The following is a 14,951-nucleotide window of genomic DNA, read 5'->3' on the forward strand; positions in this document are numbered from 1 at the left end:
GGCATGCGCGACTCGCTGGCGTTCACCATCGCGGCCGACTCGTTAGGGGCGCTCCGGCAGTACCTGGTGCGGGCCAGTTCGGGTGACAGCGCCGCGTCGGCGTCGGCGCTGCGCGATTCGCTGGGGGCGGAGATCACCGGACGTGGCGTCCTCTCCGGTTCCATCGATTCGCTCGACGTGCGGGGGGCGCTCGACGTGCGTCGCCTCACCTACGCCACGTATGGCGCACGCGTGGCGCGCGTCTCGGCGGATCTCAAGCGTGTCGCACTTCCCGACATCAGCGGGACCGTCAACATCACGGCCGACACCCTCTCGCTGGGGGGCGTGGCCGTCTCGAGTGCGGGGCTCGACCTCGAGGTGCAGGGACGTTCTCGCGTGAACTTCGGCGTGCTGGCGACCTTGTCCAACGGCCCCGTGCTGGAAACGCGCGGGATGTTCGGCGTCTCGGGCGACACGACGCGCGTGGGGCTCGACGCCTTCCGCCTCGCGCTCGAAGGGCGCGCGTGGACGCTCCAACGACCGGCGACGCTATGGGCCGCGGGTGGTGCCTTCTCGGCCGACACGGTGCGCCTCCTCGGGAGTCGCGGCGGCGAGATCCTGCTGGCGGGGACGTCGACCGCCGACAGTGTGGTGCGCCTGCGCGCGCAACTCGACAGCGTCTCGATGGCCGACATGGCGAGCTTGTCTCAATCGAACCTCCCGCTCACCGGGTGGTTCTCCGCTCGGGTGGACGCCGAGGGGACGCGCTTGGCGCCGACCATGACGCTGACAGGGGCGATCGACGGGGCAAAGGTCGGGCAGGTGAACGTGGCGCGGGCAACGTTGCAGGGGACCTACGCGAATCGCCGCCTGCAGTTCGGTGCGGACCTGCTGCGCAACGACTCGACGGTCGTCACGCTGCGTGGCAATGCCCCCGTAGACCTGTCGCTCGTCCCGGTGGACCAGCGCCTGCTGCGCGACACGTTGCGGGTGGCGATGCGTGCCACGGAGCTCGACATGTCGGTGGTCGAGAGCTTCTTCCCGACGTTGACGAACGCCAAGGGGCGCCTGACCGCCGACATCTCGCTCGCCGGGACGAGCGATCGCTCGGCGCTGGAGGGGTTCCTCCGGCTCGACTCGGCGGCCGCGACGATTCCCGATCTCGGGATCCGGTTGCGCAACATGTACGCCGACCTGGTGGCGTCGCGTGACACGCTGCGCATCCGTCGCTTCTCGGTCGTGAGCGGCAACGAGCCGCGCGACTCGCTGTGGATGGGGGGATGGGTGGCGCGCCTCATCGACCAGGGGGGCGGGGCGGCGTTCGATGTGTCGTTAGGTGCGCGCGACTTCCAGGCGATCGCCAATCGGCGGGTGGCCGACCTGTCGCTCTCCGCCGGGTTGCGCCTGAACGGGACGCTCGACCGCTCGCGCCTGTCGGGGAACGTGACCGTCAACCGCGGGGTGATCGTGATCCCGCCGTTCACCGGGAAGCAGCTCATCTCGCTCGACGATCCGGAGCTGTACAACGTGGTCGACACGACGGTGTTTGCGAACCGGGCCCTGCTGCCGCGGACGCCGCCGGAGTTCGTCAACAACCTCACGGTCGACAACGTGCGCATCACGATGGGGCCCGACGTGCGCGTGCGATCGGAAGAAGCGGACATCAAGCTGGGCGGGGCGGTGAACGTGACGGTGGGCGAGCGGCGCGGCGGGAGTGCGCCGCAGCTCGCCCTTGACGGCGCGCTGCAGACGGAACGCGGATACTACCGGCTCGAACTCGGCGGGTTGGTGCAGCGCACCTTCACCGTGGAGGGCGGGGAGCTGCGCTTCCTGAACGAAACGGAGCTCAACCCGATCCTGAACATCAGCGCCCTGCACACGGTGCGGCAGATCTCGAGCAACTACGGCGGGCGCAACGACGTGCGCATTCGCGTGCGGGTGCAAGGCACGCTCATCCGCCCCAGCCTCCGCCTGGAAAGCGCCGATTCCTTGCAGCTCTCGGAGTCGGATCTCATCTCCTACCTGGTGGCCGGTGTGCCATCGTTTGGCCTCGGGGGGCAGCTGAGCGCCAATCGCTTCAGCGCCTCCTCGATCGCCCTCAGCACGATCTCGAGCTACATCTCGGCCAAGTTCTCGGGCGGCCTGTTCGACTACGTGAACATCCAGACCACCACCGGGGGGACGTCGACGCAGCAGCAGTCGCGTCAGGGGCTCCTCAATGGCGTGCAGTTCGGCATCGGGAAGCAGTTGGGCGAGCGTACGTTCCTGTCGCTCACGACCGGGTTGTGCAGGTTCGGGGCGTCGGGGGGACAGCTGAATCCGGTCTCCCTTGGCCGCTCGATCGGTGCGAAACTCGAGCAGCGCCTGTCGGCTGGCTATGGCTTCTCGTTCTCCCTGGAGCCGCCGCTCGACGAACTCTTCTGCTCCACCGGGACGGACCGCAGCTTCACCACCACGCGCCGCCAGTACGGCTTCGACCTCTTCCGCGCGTGGCGGTGGTAGACGTCCGGCGGGCGCTGTTGATCGTCAATCCTGCTGCTCGTCGTGGCGCCGCTGCTCTCGATGGGGTGGCACGCGTCTTTTCCCGCGCCGGCGTGCAGTGCACGATCCAGCAGACCGCGCACCGCGGGCACGCGGAAGCGATCGCACGGGCGCAGGCGCATGCGCACGACGCCGTTTTCACCCTTGGGGGTGATGGAACGGTGATGGAGGTGCTGCGCGCGCTCCTCGGTGACGCGACCCCGGTCGGGGTGATCCCAGGGGGGACGGGGAATCTCGTCGCGCGTGCCCTCGGGATCCCGATGTCGCCGGCGCGTGCGGCCTTCGCGCTGCTCGGCGGGGAGACGACGACCATCGATGTCGGGACGCTCGAGGACGGGCGGGTCTTCGCCTTCGCGGCGGGGATCGGGATCGACGCGACGATGATCGCCCGCACGAGCGCCGCGGCCAAGCGCCGGTTCGGCGTCCTGGCCTATGTCGTCGCGGCGACGCGGGCGACGCTGGCGCTCGATTCGTTCACCTTGCGCGCGACCGTGGACGGCGTGCCGCATACCTTTCGGGCGACGTCGGCCATGGTCGCCAACTTCGGGGCGGTCCTCGGCGGCCTCATCCAGCTGGGGCCGGGGATTTCCCCGAATGACGGAATGCTCGACTTGTGCGTCTTTTCCCCGGCGAGCGTCGGCGACGCGTTTCGCCTGGGATGGCGCCTCCTGCGCCACGATTTCGGCACCGATCCAGCCATGCACTTCCTCCGCGGCCGCACCCTGCACCTCGAGACCGATCCGCCCGGCGATACGCAGGCGGACGGCGAACTGCTCGCGCCGGGATCGTTGCGCGTGACGGTGGCACCGCGCGCCGCGCGGTTGCTCGTGCCGCGCGGAACCCGTTAGGCGCCGCGCGTGATCCCGACGGAACCGCGTGAGCGGGTGACGCCCGCGGGCGGCGGGGCGGTCGATCCCCTGGACACCCTGCTGTCCGGGCTCGAGCCGTCGGCCGCGGAGCGCGTGCGCGCGCTGGTGGAGCGTGGGCGTCGGCATGAGGCCCGCTTGCAGCTGCTGCAACAGATTGCCGCCGCACTGGCGCGCACGCTCGACGAGGATGAGATCCTCGAGGAGCTGGCGCGCGGGGTGCGGCGGGCGGTGGCGTGTGAGGGGGTCGTGGTATCGCGCGTCGACCTGGACCGGGCGCTGGTCGAGGTCGTCCACCACAGCGTGGGCGAGCACCTGGTGCCGGGGCGTGTGGCGCCACTGGGACACGGCCCGCTGGGCGAGGCGGCGCGGAGCGGCGTGGCGGTGCTCGTGTCGCCGTACGATCCCGCGCGCGCGCCGCTGGCGGCCGCCGACGACGTGGCGGCGGGGACGGCGGCCGGGGCGGTGCTCGCGGTGCCGATGATGCACGGGCGCCGCCTGCTCGGCGTGGTGGCCCTGCACGATCCGCGCGAAGACGCCTTCGACGGTGACGCGCGCGAGGTGATCGGGATGCTGGTGCGCCACGCGGCGGGGGCGCTCAGCAACGCCCGCCTGTTTGCCGACAGCGAGCGGGAGCGGCGCCAGAGCGAGGCGATGGCCGAGATCGCGCGCGCGGTGGGCGAGTCGCTCAAGATGGGCGAAGTGCTGCGCCTCATCCTGCGCCACGCGGTCGCGCTGCTGCAGGCGGAAGGGGCGTGCGTGGCGCTGCGCGAGGGGGAGTACCTCCACGTCGTGTCGGCGTTAGGCATCACCGAGGTGCTGTCCGGGGTGCACATGCCGATCGCCGGGAGCCTGAGCGGGCGCGTGGTGACGAGTGGCGCGGCGGTGGTGACCAACGACATCGCGGCGGAGCCCGATGTGCACCGCCCGACCGTGCGCCTGGTCCCGATCGCGCGATCGGTCATCGTCCCGCTCATGACCGCGCGCGGCATCCTCGGCGTGATCGCCGTCTACAATGGCCCGGCCGACTTCACGACCGACGATGCGCGGGTCCTGCAGCGGCTCGCCGACCAGGTGGCCGTGGCCGTCGTGAACGCCCGGTTGTACGAGGACGTGCGCGACGCCACGCGCGAGTGGTCGGCCGCCTTCGACTCGATCGGCCTCGGCATGTGCCTGGTCGACGACGAGGGCAAGATCACGCGCTCCAACTCGCGGGCGTTGCAGCTCACGGCGGATCCGTCGCTGCGCATCCTGATGGGGCGCCCGTTCTACGACACGGTCCTGGGCGCACACCCCGAGGCCGATGGCGATCCGCTCGCCCGCGCCATCGAGGACGGGATGCAGTCGCGCACGGTGTGCGAGGGGGTGAACGGGCGCTGGCTGGAGATCATGGCGGTCCCGCACCCCAACGGCGGCGCCATCGTCACCTTCGACGACGTCAGCACGCAGCGCGCCGTGTGGGATCGCCACCGGCTCATCGTCGAGGCGTCGGCCGACGCGCTGTGCACGCTCGATCGCGAGGGGCGGGTGATCTTCGCCAATCCGGCGGCCCGCGCCCTCTTTGCCCGCGACGACCTGACCGGCGCCTACTGGAGCGACCTGGTGCTCCACGAGATGGCCGACGAGGCGCGCGTCCACGTGCAGCTGGCGGCCGCCGACTCGCCGCAACGGCACGAGTACGTCGTGGTGCGCGGCGATGGCGAACGGCGCGTGGTCACGGCGGCCCTCGCCCCGGTGCATGAGCGTGAGGCGGTCGCCCTGGTCGTGGCCTCGTTGCACGACGTGACCGACGAGCGGCGCGCCCGCGAGGCGGTCACGAGCTCCGAGGCGCGCTACCGGCAGCTCTTTGATTACGCCACCGACGCGGTGCTCACGCTCAACCTCACCGGGGCCATCACCTCCGCCAACCCGGCGGCCTGCGAGGTGTTCGACACGCCGGGCGAACTGCTCCTCGGGCGCCATTTCCACCCGTTCCTCGCCCCGGGCGATGTCGACCGGGTGACGACCTTCCTCCGCGACGCCCGGCACGGCGAGCCGCGTCCGTGGGAATGCACCGTCGTCAGGCGCAACGGCTCGCCGAGGACGCTGGCCATCACCGCCATCCCCATGCGTGAGGGGCGCGCCGTGATCGGCCTGCTCCTCGTGGCGCGCGACGTGAGCGAGGAGCGGGCCCGTGCCGACGTGCTGCATCGCAGCGAGGCACGCTACGCCCTGCTCGTCGAGTCGGCCTCCGATGCCATCTTCACCGTCGACGAGGAGGGGAACTTCACCTCGGTGAACCGCGCCTTCGAGGCGGCCACCGGGCAGGGACGCGACGCGATCACGGGGCACCACTTCACCGCGATGCTCGACCCGCGCGACCGCGAATCCATCTGGGAGCTCTTCGTCGCGGTCCTGCACGGCGAACGGGAACTGCGCGAGATCCGCTACCTCGACGCCACGGGGCGGTCACGCTGGGGATCGTTGATCGCCTCGCCAATCGTCGAACGCGGGCGGGTGACCGGGGTCATGGGAGTCGTGCGCGACGTCACCAGCGAGAAGCGCCTGCTCGACGAGCTGCTGCGCCGCGAGCGACATGCCTCGGTGGGGCAGCTCCTGGGTGGGGTCGTGCATGAGCTCAACAACCCGCTCTCGGCCGTCCTTGCCTTCAGCGAACTCCTGATCGACGAGCACGATGCCACCACGGAACCGTCGCAGCGGGAGGGGTTGGAGACCATCCGGCGCGAGGCGGAACGTGCGGCGCGCGTCCTGCACAACCTCCTCGATCTCACGCGCGAGCGCCCGTTGCAGCTGGCTGCCGTGCGGCTGGCGGAAGTCGTGACGCGGGCCCTCGACGTGCGGCGCTACGCGCTCGGCTTGGCGGGCGTGACCCTGGTCGAGGAGCTGCCGGCCGACCTTCCGGTTACCTGGGGCGACCCGGCGCGCTTGCAGCAGGCGGTGCTCCACCTGGTCACGCGCGCCGAGCATGCGATGCGCGAGTGGCGCGGGATGAAGCGCCTCTCGCTGCGTCTCTCGCGGGTCGCCAACGCGCTCGTGCTCGTGGTCGAGGACTCCGGCCCCGGGATCGCCGCGGCCGACCTCGAGCGGCTGTTCTCGCCAGGGGTCACGATGCGTGAGGGGCTCGACCTCGCCGGGTTGGGGCTGGCGGTCGCCGAGGGGATCGTGCGCGAGCACGGCGGGCGCATCCACGTCGATTCGACCCCGGGCGATGGGGCGACCTTCGTGGTCGAGATCCCGATCACCCCCGCCCCGGACGAGGCGCCGCCAGTCCGCATTGGGGCGCCCGACGAGGGCGACGCGTCGTCGCTCGACATCCTCGTCGTCGACGACGAGCCGGCGATTCGCGCCGCGCTGGCGCGCATGCTCGAACGACTGGGCCACCGGGTCACGCTCGCGGCCGACGGCGAGGAGGCGCGTCGCGCCGTCGAGGCGCTGCCCTTCGATCGGATCATCCTCGACTTGCGCATGCCGCGGTTAGGGGGCGAAGCCCTCTTCGCCGAGCTCAAGGCGCGCCGTCCCGACCTGGTCCCGCGCGTGGTCTTCCTGACCGGCGACCTCGAGCGCGAGGCCGCCCAGCAACTCGCGCGCGACAGCGGACTCCCCGCGCTGTGCAAGCCGTTCACGCTCGACGACGTGCGACGCGCACTCGCGGGGACCGCCGCTCCGAAGCCGTGACCAGGGGGCGGACGCCATGGCCGACCTCCTGATCGTCGACGACGAGCCGATGCTCGCCGAGAGCTACGGGCGCTTCCTCGAACGCGCCGGGCACACGGTGCGCCTGGCGACGTCGGGTGAAGGGGCCCTCGCGGCGTGGCGCGAACGACGTCCCGACGTGACGTTGCTCGACCTGCGCCTGCCGGACATGACGGGGTTCGATGTGTTCGCCCGCATCCGCGACGAGGCGCCCGTGGTGATCATGATCTCGGGCCACGCCGACGTGCCGCTCGCCGTGCGAGCCGTGCAGGAGGGGGTGGAGAACTTCCTCACGAAGCCCGTCGAACTCTCGCACCTCGGCGTCGCGCTCGACCGCGCACTGGAAAAGGTCCGGCTGCGGCAGTTGTCGCGCTACCTCACGGCGCGTCGCTCGACCGGCGGGAGCCTGGCGATCGGGTCGTCACCGCGCATGCGCGAGCTCGCCGGCCAGGTCGAGCTGCTGGCCGCCAGCGAACGCACGACCGTCCTCTTGTTAGGCGAGAGCGGGACGGGGAAGGGGCGGATCGCCGAGCTCATCCACGCCCATTCGCCGCGTGCCAACGGGCCATTCGTGGAGGTGAACTGCGCGGCGCATTCCAGTGAAGCGCTGGACGCCGAGTTGTTCGGGGCGGAGGACGTCGCACGTGGCAGCTGGCGGGCCGGATTGCTGGAGGTGGCCACGGGGGGCTCGCTCTTCCTCGACGAGATCGGGGCACTCCCCGCGCCGCTGCAGCCCAAGCTCCTGCGCGTGCTGGAGGGGAAGTCCTTCCGGCGCGTCGGCGGGACGCGCGAGATCGCCGTCGACGTGCGCATCATCGCCGCGACCAACCAGGACCTCGTCAACGAGGTCAACGCCGGGTCGCTGCGCGAGGACCTGTACTATCGGCTCAGCGTCATGCCGCTCACGCTCCCTCCGCTGCGCTCACGCTCGCGCGAGGACCTGGTCGAGCTGATCGCGCGCCTCATGGATGAGCTGATACCACACCTGCCCAACGCGCCGCGCACGGTGAGCGAGGAGGCACTCGACGCCCTCCTGCGCTACGCCTGGCCGGGCAACATCCGTGAGTTGCGCAACGTGCTGGAGCGCGGCATGATCGTGGGGCGCGGGGCGTCGCTCCTGGAACTGCAATCGCTTCCGGTCGACGTGCGTGGCGCGGCACCTGGCGGGTCCGTGGCGGACCGGCTCGAGGGGCAGTCGCTCGCGGAGGTCGAGCGCGGGCACATCGAGCGCACGCTGCGACTGCACGACGGCAATCGTACGCACGCCGCACGCGCGCTCGGGATCTCCCGGGCGACGCTCATCAAGAAGATCAAGGAATACGGACTCCCCGTCGCGACGGGGTGACCGAACGAGCGAGGGATGCCATGAGCACGCAGCAGCACGAGCGCGACGCGATGATTTGCCGGGCCTGCGGAAACGAGGAACGCGCCTCGGAAGGCTATCCGTGCAACGACTGCGGCACCTTCATCTGTGTCATCTGCAACATGAAGGGGATCACGCAGTGCAGGACGTGCGCGGCGGCGGCCTCGGCGGCGGGCGCCGCGCCTAACGTGCCCCCGTCACCCCCAGGCTGACCCCGGGCGGCGGGATCACCCGCGCCCCCCGTATCAGGAGACCATCGCCCCCGCGGGCGTCGGGGCGACGAACTGCGGTGGGGCGGCCCGTACCATCAGTCCCACCTCGGCACGCGGCGTCTCGTCGAGCGCGATGCGCATCGTGTAGGCCCCCGACTCATCGAGCGGGAGGTCGATCGCGGCGATGAGCGGCAGGTCCATCTCGACCGCCAGCGGCGGGACCCCCTCGACGTCGAGCTGGCCGTCCGACGACCAGAGCTCGACCCCACTCGGGTTGACCCAGCGCAGGTTGACGTTGTGGCGTCCCACGTCGGCGGCGCCCCCCTTGAGCCGCACCACGAGGTGCGCCCGCGGATGTATGGCGGGAAGTTGTCCGACCTGCACGGCATCGAAGACGCCGAGGATGTTGAGCTTCCCTTCCTGGGACAGGTTCGCCGCGTCGGCGAAGAGTGCGAAGGAGACATGCATCCCGAAACTTAGGGAGGGCGTCTAGCTTTCGGCATGGCTGTCAGCGCGTCTGGAGTCGTCGCCTCGGGCGACGTGGTGCCGTCGGAGGCCGAGGCGCGGTGGGTGACCGACCTCCTCCTCCTCCTGATGGCAACCATCTGGGGGATCAACTTCTCGGTCCTGAAGTACGGGACGCAGTACATCGCCCCGCTCGCCTTCAATGGCGCCCGCATCCCGATCGCCGCGGCAGCCCAACTCGGGATCGCAGGTGCGATGCGGCTCGAGCGCGTACCGCGCCGCGTCCTGTGGCAGCTCCTCCTGCTCGGGATGCTGGGGAACGGCGTGTACCAGATCCTCTTCATCTTGGGGATCGTGCGCTCGCGCGTGGCGACGGCGGCGCTCATCGTGGCGTCGACGCCGGCGTTCGTCGCGATTCTCGGACGCCTGCTGGGCACGGAGCGGTTGACGTCGCGGCAGTGGGGCGGGATCGCCCTGCAGATCGTCGGGTGCTCGACCGTGGTCATGGGGTCGGCGCGAGGTGGGGCCGGTCACGATTCCCTGGCGGGGGGGATGCTCCTGCTCGGGGCATCCCTCAGCTGGGCCGTGTATTCGGTGGCCCTCAAGCGGGTCTCGACGCAGGTGCACGCGTTGCAGCTCGGGGGCTACACCATGCTGGGCGGGGCCATGATCACCTGCGTGATCGCCGCCCCCGCCATTCTGGCCACGCCGTGGACGAGTCTCCCCCTCGGCGTGTACGCGGCGCTGTTCTACTCGGCCATCCTGGCGATGGTCTTCGCGTACATGTTCTGGTATCGTGGCCTGCGCATCCTCGGGCCCACCCGTACCGCGGTGTACTCCAACTTGCAGCCGATCATCGCGGCGATCGTCGCGTACCTCGCCTTCCGTGAGGTGCCGACGTTCCCACAGGTGATCGGAGCGTCGTTCGTGATCTCCGGCCTGCTGCTCACGCGTCGGTAGCACGCGTCGTCCCACTTCTCGCCTGCCGACGCCATGAAGCTCGTCTTGTTCGACATCGACGGTACGATCCTCTCCACCGAAGGGGCAGGGCGGCGCGCGATGGAAGGGGCGCTCGTCTCGGCCTTCGGGACCCCGGGGGCGCCGGGGTATCGCTACGATGGCAAGACCGACGTGCAGATCGTGCGCGAACTCATGCGCGAGGCGGGGATGGACGACTCGGCGATCGAGGCGCGCCTGCCCCAGGTGCTCGACGACTATCTCGTGCGCCTGGAACAGGAGCTGGCGGACGCTTCGTTGCGCGTGCTGCTGTATGACGGCGTGCTAGCGCTGCTCGAGGCGCTCGAGGCGCGCGACGACCGGGAGATCGGGCTCCTGACGGGCAACGTGGCGGCGGGGGCGGAGCGCAAGCTGCGCGCCGTCGGGATCGACCCACAGCGGTTCCGCATCGGAGTGTTTGGGTCGGATCACGAGCATCGACCGGCGCTTCCCGGCATCGCACTCGAGCGGTCGCGCGCGGCGCTGGACGCGTCGCTCTCGGGCGATCGACTGGTGATCATCGGTGATACCCCGGCCGACATTGCGTGCGGGCGCGGGGTGGGGGCGCGCGCGATTGCCGTCGCCACCGGCCACTACTCCGTCGACGATCTTGCCGCGCACGCCCCGGCGGCGGTCTTCGCCGACTTGCGCGACACGGCGGCGGTGATGCGCGCCATCGACGATGCGTGAAGTCGAGTTGAAGGCGGTCGTCCCCGACGAGGCGGAGGCGCGCCGACGGCTGCTGGAGGCCGGCGCGATCCTCGTGTTCGAGGGGACGATGAGCGACCGTCGCTACGATACCGCCGATCGGGCGCTCACCGCGCGCGACCACGTGTTGCGGCTTCGCGTGCAGCGCGACGCCGCCGGCGAGCGCGCCGTCGTCGAGTTCAAGGGATCGGCCTCGATCGTCGACGGCTTCAAGATTCGCGAGGAGACGGGGACCTCGGTCGGCGACGCGGAGGCGTTCGATGGCATCCTGCGATCGATGGGATTCCAGGTCACGCGGGAGATCGACCGCGAGGTCGCGGTCTTCGCCGCCGCTGGCGCGACGGTGCGCCTCGAGCGCTACCCTCGCATGGACCTCCTGGTGGAAGTCGAGGGGGAGCCGGCGCACATCGAGTCGGCGATTGCGCTGCTGGCGCTGCCACGCGCGGGCTTCACCGCCGAACCGTTGATCGCGTTCGTCCTGCGCTTCGAGGCGCGGACCGGTGAGCGCGCCGCGATCTGTCGGCGCGAGGTGGCCGGCGATTTCCGGTATCGTCTCGATGACGCCTGAGCGCGAGGGGCGACTCGCCTTCCGGGCCGGCGCGGTGTCCGGGCGCTGGCGCGGGCGCGATCTCGCCGGCGCGGTCACGCTCTTCGTGGAGCAGGACGAGGTTGTCGTCCGCCTCGAGGCGACGGGGGACGAGGTCGCGGTCGCGCTGCCGCAGCTCACCGGGGCGGCGTGGCGCGCCGGGGTCCTCTGGTTGCACCTGCCGGATGAGGAGTTGCAGCTCTCGGACGGCGAGTCGCTCGACCGCGCCTGGTTCGCCGTGTCGCAGCGGGCCTGCGCCCTCCCCGAGGTCGCGCGCGCCATGCGCGCCCTCCGTGCCGAGTCGGCCCGGCATGCGATGGCACGCGAGCGCTTCTTCGCCCCGCTCCTGCAGGCGCGCCGACGCCTCGAGGGCGATGAGCCGGTCGATTGGCGCGTCGCCAGCTTCGACGCCGACGCGCTAGCCGAGCGGTTGCGCGGTACGCTGGCGGCGCTGGCGCTCGAGCGTCACGCGGAACGACCGCCGCATCGACGCGCTCTCGAGGCCGGCCTTCTCGATGCCTGTGACGCGCTCTTCGCACAGCTGCGGCGCGTGAGCGACGCCGGTCGTGCGGTGCACGAAGCGCCCGACGCGCACCGGTTCGTCGAGTGGCGGGCGTGGGCGGCGCAGCTGCGGGCGCTCTTCGTGCATGCCGACCAGGCGTGGCAGGCGATGACCGAGGTGCTCGCGGAGGGCGATCGCGGACATTTCCTGACGTTCGAGCGATGATCGGTCGGGGAATCCCTCTCAGCAAAGTGCCATCCGGTTTGCAGTATTCCGCGCCATGGTCGTAGGCCTCGGGATGGACCTCGTCGAGGTGGAGCGAGTCGTGCGAATGCTGGAAAAGGAAGGGCAGCCGGTGACGACGCGCCTGCTCACCGAGGGGGAGTGGGCGTACTGTGCCCGCATGCATACGCCGGCGGAGCACGTGGCGGCGCGCCTGGCAGCCAAGGAGGCCGCGTTCAAGGCGCTGTCCGGGACGGAAGACGCGCGGGGAATCGGCTGGCGCGAGATCGAGGTCAGCCACGACGACCATCGGCGCCCCGTGCTCACCTTCCATGGAAGGGCGGCGGCCCGAGCACGCGAACTGCAGATCTCGCGGGCGCTGCTCACGCTGACCCATTCGCACCACACGGCGGGCGCCGTCGTCATTCTGGAACGGGACGGCTAGCCGGCGATGCCTTGTGCCGATAGTTTTACTCGGAATACGGTTGAGAATCATTCTCAACCGTGTGAGAGATGGGGAGACCGACCGTCGCCCCGTTTGCCATCACCTGACCTCCACCGGCCCGCGCCCGCCCCTCGCCTGACGAGACAAGCGATCGCAAGCCGGCGTGCCCCTTCTGCGCTGAACCCCTTCGCCGTGACTGGTTTTCATCGTTGGTCGGCCCGAGTTGCCGTCGCGCTGGGACTCCTGGCCGTGGTCACTTCGACCGGCGCCACCCAGGAGCGACCGGCCAAGCGCCTGTCGAGCATCGTGGGCGTCGCGGTCGAGGAGTATGCCAAGGCGATCGATGCGCAGGGGCGCCTCATCTCCGACATGGAGTACGAGGAAGCGGTCTCGTTCCTGGCCGATGCGCGTGAGGTCGCGCAGCGACTGAGCGGCGACAAGGTGGGGATGACGCAGGCGCTGCTCGATTCGCTCGCCGCGGCCGTGCAGGCCAAGCGCCCGCCGGCCGAGCTCGCGCTGCTGCACGAACGCTTCAACGGGTCGTTAGGCGCCGATGGTGCGCTCGACCTCCCGACGCGCCCCGTCGACCTCGGCGCGGGACGCGCGATTTACGAGCAGCAGTGCGCGAAGTGCCACGGCGTGACGGGACAGGGAGACGGGCCGCAGGCGGCCGGGATGACCCCGCCGCCTCCCAAGCTGGGTGATCCGGTCACGATGCGCGATGTCTCGCCGGCGCTCATGTTCCGCATCGCTTCGGTGGGGATCGCCGGCACGTCCATGAAGGGGTTCGCCGGCGAACTCTCGCCTGACGACCGCTGGAACGTCATCTCCTACATCAATTCGCTGCGCGCCCCTGTCACCGTCGCCCCGGGAGAGGGGATCTACGCACAGCGTTGCGCGGGTTGTCATGGCGCCGGCGGTGCGGGCGACGGTCCCCTGGTCGCTGCCCTCAGCAAGATCCCGGTCGACCTCAACTCGTTTGCATGGCAGGCCGAACGGAGCGACGCGCAGGTCATCGAGGCGATCCGTGCGGGGGTGAAGGGGACGGCGATGCCGCCCACGCGCGACCTGGACGACGCGGAGTACGCGCAGCTCGTCGCGCACGTACGCTCGCTCTCGCTGCGCAATCCGGCCGCGCAGGCGGAAGCGTCCAGCGATTCGCTGGACGGGGCGGGGGTGTCCAAGAAGGTCATGGCGATCCTCGACGAAGCGCTAACCGCCGCCCGCGGCGGGCGCCGGAGCGAGGCAGGCGACCTCGCCTTCGATGCGTACATCGCGTTCGAGCCGCTCGAGACGCCTGCACGTGCCCGCAATCCCGGGTTGGTGGCCACCATGGAGCGCCACTTCGCCGACTTCAAGGGCGCCGTGAAGGCCAACGACGCACGCTCGGCCGAACGTGCGCGTGATGCGATCGCGGCCGGGATGCCGGAGATCATCGCGATGACGAAGCCGGCCACCGGCTTCTGGGGGGCGTTCTTCCAGTCGTTCCTGATCATCCTGCGCGAGGGGTTCGAGGCGATCCTGGTCATCGGAGCGATCGTCGCTTTCCTCATCAAGACGGGGAACCGGAAGCGGCTGCGCGACATCTGGATCGGCGTCGGGGCCGCGCTGGCGGCGAGCGCCGTGACGGCGGTGATCCTGGCGACGGCACTCAAGGCGCTGCCGGCCACGCGCGAGATCATCGAAGGGGCGACGATGCTCATCGCCGTCGCGGTGCTCTTTTCCGTGAGCTACTGGCTGATCTCGAAGGTCGAGGCGGCCAAGTGGCAGGCGTTCATTCGCGACAAGGTGAACACCGCGCTGAGCCATGGCGGCGGGACGGCGCTGACGGTGGTCGCCTTCCTGGCGGTGTATCGTGAAGGGGCCGAGACCGCGCTCTTCATGCAGGCGCTCTTTGCCGAGGGGGCGGCGATCCCGCTCTCGCTGGGGATCGCGGTCGGCTTCGTGGTGCTGTCGATCATCTTCACGCTCTTCCATCGGTACGGCGTCAAGATCCCGCTCCGGCCGTTCTTCGCCGTGACGAGCGCGCTGCTGTACTACATGGCCTTCGTCTTCATGGGGAAGGGGATCCGCGAGCTGCAAGAAGGGAACGTCGTTCCCATCACCATCCTCCCGGGGTGGCCGTCGGTTGAGGGCATGGGGATCTTCCCGAGCGTGGAGACGGTGCTGGCGCAGCTCGCGCTCGTGGCCCTGTTCGTCTTTGCGCTGGCCAAGACCTTCTGGCCACGGCGGTCGGTCGCGCTGCCGACGGTGCCGCCGTCGCGCCGCCCGGTGAGCGAGCCGATCGAGGACCGGGTGCGCGAGCTGGAGCGCAAGGTCGAATCGATCGAGCAGGCGGTGGGGAACGAAGGGATCAACCGTTAGGCATTCGAC

At 70.4% G+C, this 14,951-nt stretch carries 11 protein-coding genes; 10 read left to right on the top strand and 1 reads right to left on the bottom strand.

Annotation, left to right across the window (positions count from 1 at the left end):
- The first annotated feature begins 2,498 nt into the window (after window positions 1–2,498).
- Genes IPN47_04720 through IPN47_04735 form a run of 4 tightly spaced genes read left to right on the top strand, consistent with a single transcriptional unit; the run spans window position 2,499 to window position 8,654 of the window.
- The gene (locus tag IPN47_04720) at window positions 2,499–3,368 is read left to right on the top strand and encodes a diacylglycerol kinase family lipid kinase (protein MBK9407350.1); all 870 of its coding nucleotides are present in this window, start codon (window positions 2,499–2,501) and stop codon (window positions 3,366–3,368) included.
- A gap of 9 nt (window positions 3,369–3,377) precedes the next feature.
- Window positions 3,378–7,061, top strand: a complete 3,684-nt coding sequence (locus tag IPN47_04725; GenBank protein MBK9407351.1) for a PAS domain S-box protein — start codon at window positions 3,378–3,380, stop codon at window positions 7,059–7,061.
- 16 nt (window positions 7,062–7,077) lie between these two features.
- Window positions 7,078–8,424, top strand: coding sequence for a sigma-54-dependent Fis family transcriptional regulator (locus tag IPN47_04730; protein MBK9407352.1), 1,347 nt, complete (start codon window positions 7,078–7,080; stop codon window positions 8,422–8,424).
- 20 nt (window positions 8,425–8,444) lie between these two features.
- Window positions 8,445–8,654 (top strand): hypothetical protein, encoded by a 210-nt coding sequence (locus IPN47_04735; GenBank protein MBK9407353.1) that lies wholly within the window; start codon window positions 8,445–8,447, stop codon window positions 8,652–8,654.
- Between the two features lie 33 nt (window positions 8,655–8,687).
- On the opposite strand, the gene IPN47_04740 is transcribed toward IPN47_04735, so the two are convergent.
- Window positions 8,688–9,122, bottom strand: coding sequence for a hypothetical protein (locus tag IPN47_04740; GenBank protein ID MBK9407354.1), 435 nt, complete (start codon window positions 9,120–9,122; stop codon window positions 8,688–8,690).
- Between the two features lie 33 nt (window positions 9,123–9,155).
- Here IPN47_04740 and IPN47_04745 point away from each other — a divergent pair, with 33 nt between their 5' ends.
- The 6 genes from IPN47_04745 to IPN47_04770 all read left to right on the top strand — a co-directional run bounded on the left by IPN47_04745 (window position 9,156) and on the right by IPN47_04770 (window position 14,942).
- Window positions 9,156–10,079, top strand: a complete 924-nt coding sequence (locus IPN47_04745) for an EamA family transporter (protein ID MBK9407355.1) — start codon at window positions 9,156–9,158, stop codon at window positions 10,077–10,079.
- A gap of 33 nt (window positions 10,080–10,112) precedes the next feature.
- Window positions 10,113–10,805, top strand: coding sequence for an HAD family hydrolase (locus tag IPN47_04750; protein MBK9407356.1), 693 nt, complete (start codon window positions 10,113–10,115; stop codon window positions 10,803–10,805).
- A complete protein-coding gene (locus tag IPN47_04755) occupies window positions 10,798–11,391 on the top strand; it encodes a class IV adenylate cyclase (GenBank protein MBK9407357.1) in 594 nt (197 codons plus the stop codon). The genes IPN47_04750 and IPN47_04755 overlap by 8 nt, the downstream gene beginning before the upstream one ends.
- Window positions 11,381–12,136 carry a hypothetical protein gene (locus IPN47_04760; GenBank protein ID MBK9407358.1) on the top strand — a complete coding sequence of 252 codons (756 nt, stop codon included), beginning with the start codon at window positions 11,381–11,383 and terminating at the stop codon, window positions 12,134–12,136. Before IPN47_04755 ends, IPN47_04760 begins: the two co-directional genes overlap by 11 nt.
- 55 nt (window positions 12,137–12,191) lie before the next feature.
- Window positions 12,192–12,578 carry a holo-ACP synthase gene (gene acpS, locus IPN47_04765; protein MBK9407359.1) on the top strand — a complete coding sequence of 129 codons (387 nt, stop codon included), beginning with the start codon at window positions 12,192–12,194 and terminating at the stop codon, window positions 12,576–12,578.
- Between the two features lie 249 nt (window positions 12,579–12,827).
- Window positions 12,828–14,942: a cytochrome c/FTR1 family iron permease gene (locus IPN47_04770; GenBank protein MBK9407360.1), complete on the top strand. Its 2,115-nt coding sequence runs from the start codon at window positions 12,828–12,830 to the stop codon at window positions 14,940–14,942.
- Window positions 14,943–14,951: the final 9 nt, after the last annotated feature.

It is taken from the genome of Gemmatimonadota bacterium, from assembly GCA_016719105.1.
Taxonomy (GTDB): Bacteria; Gemmatimonadota; Gemmatimonadetes; order Gemmatimonadales; family Gemmatimonadaceae; genus SCN-70-22.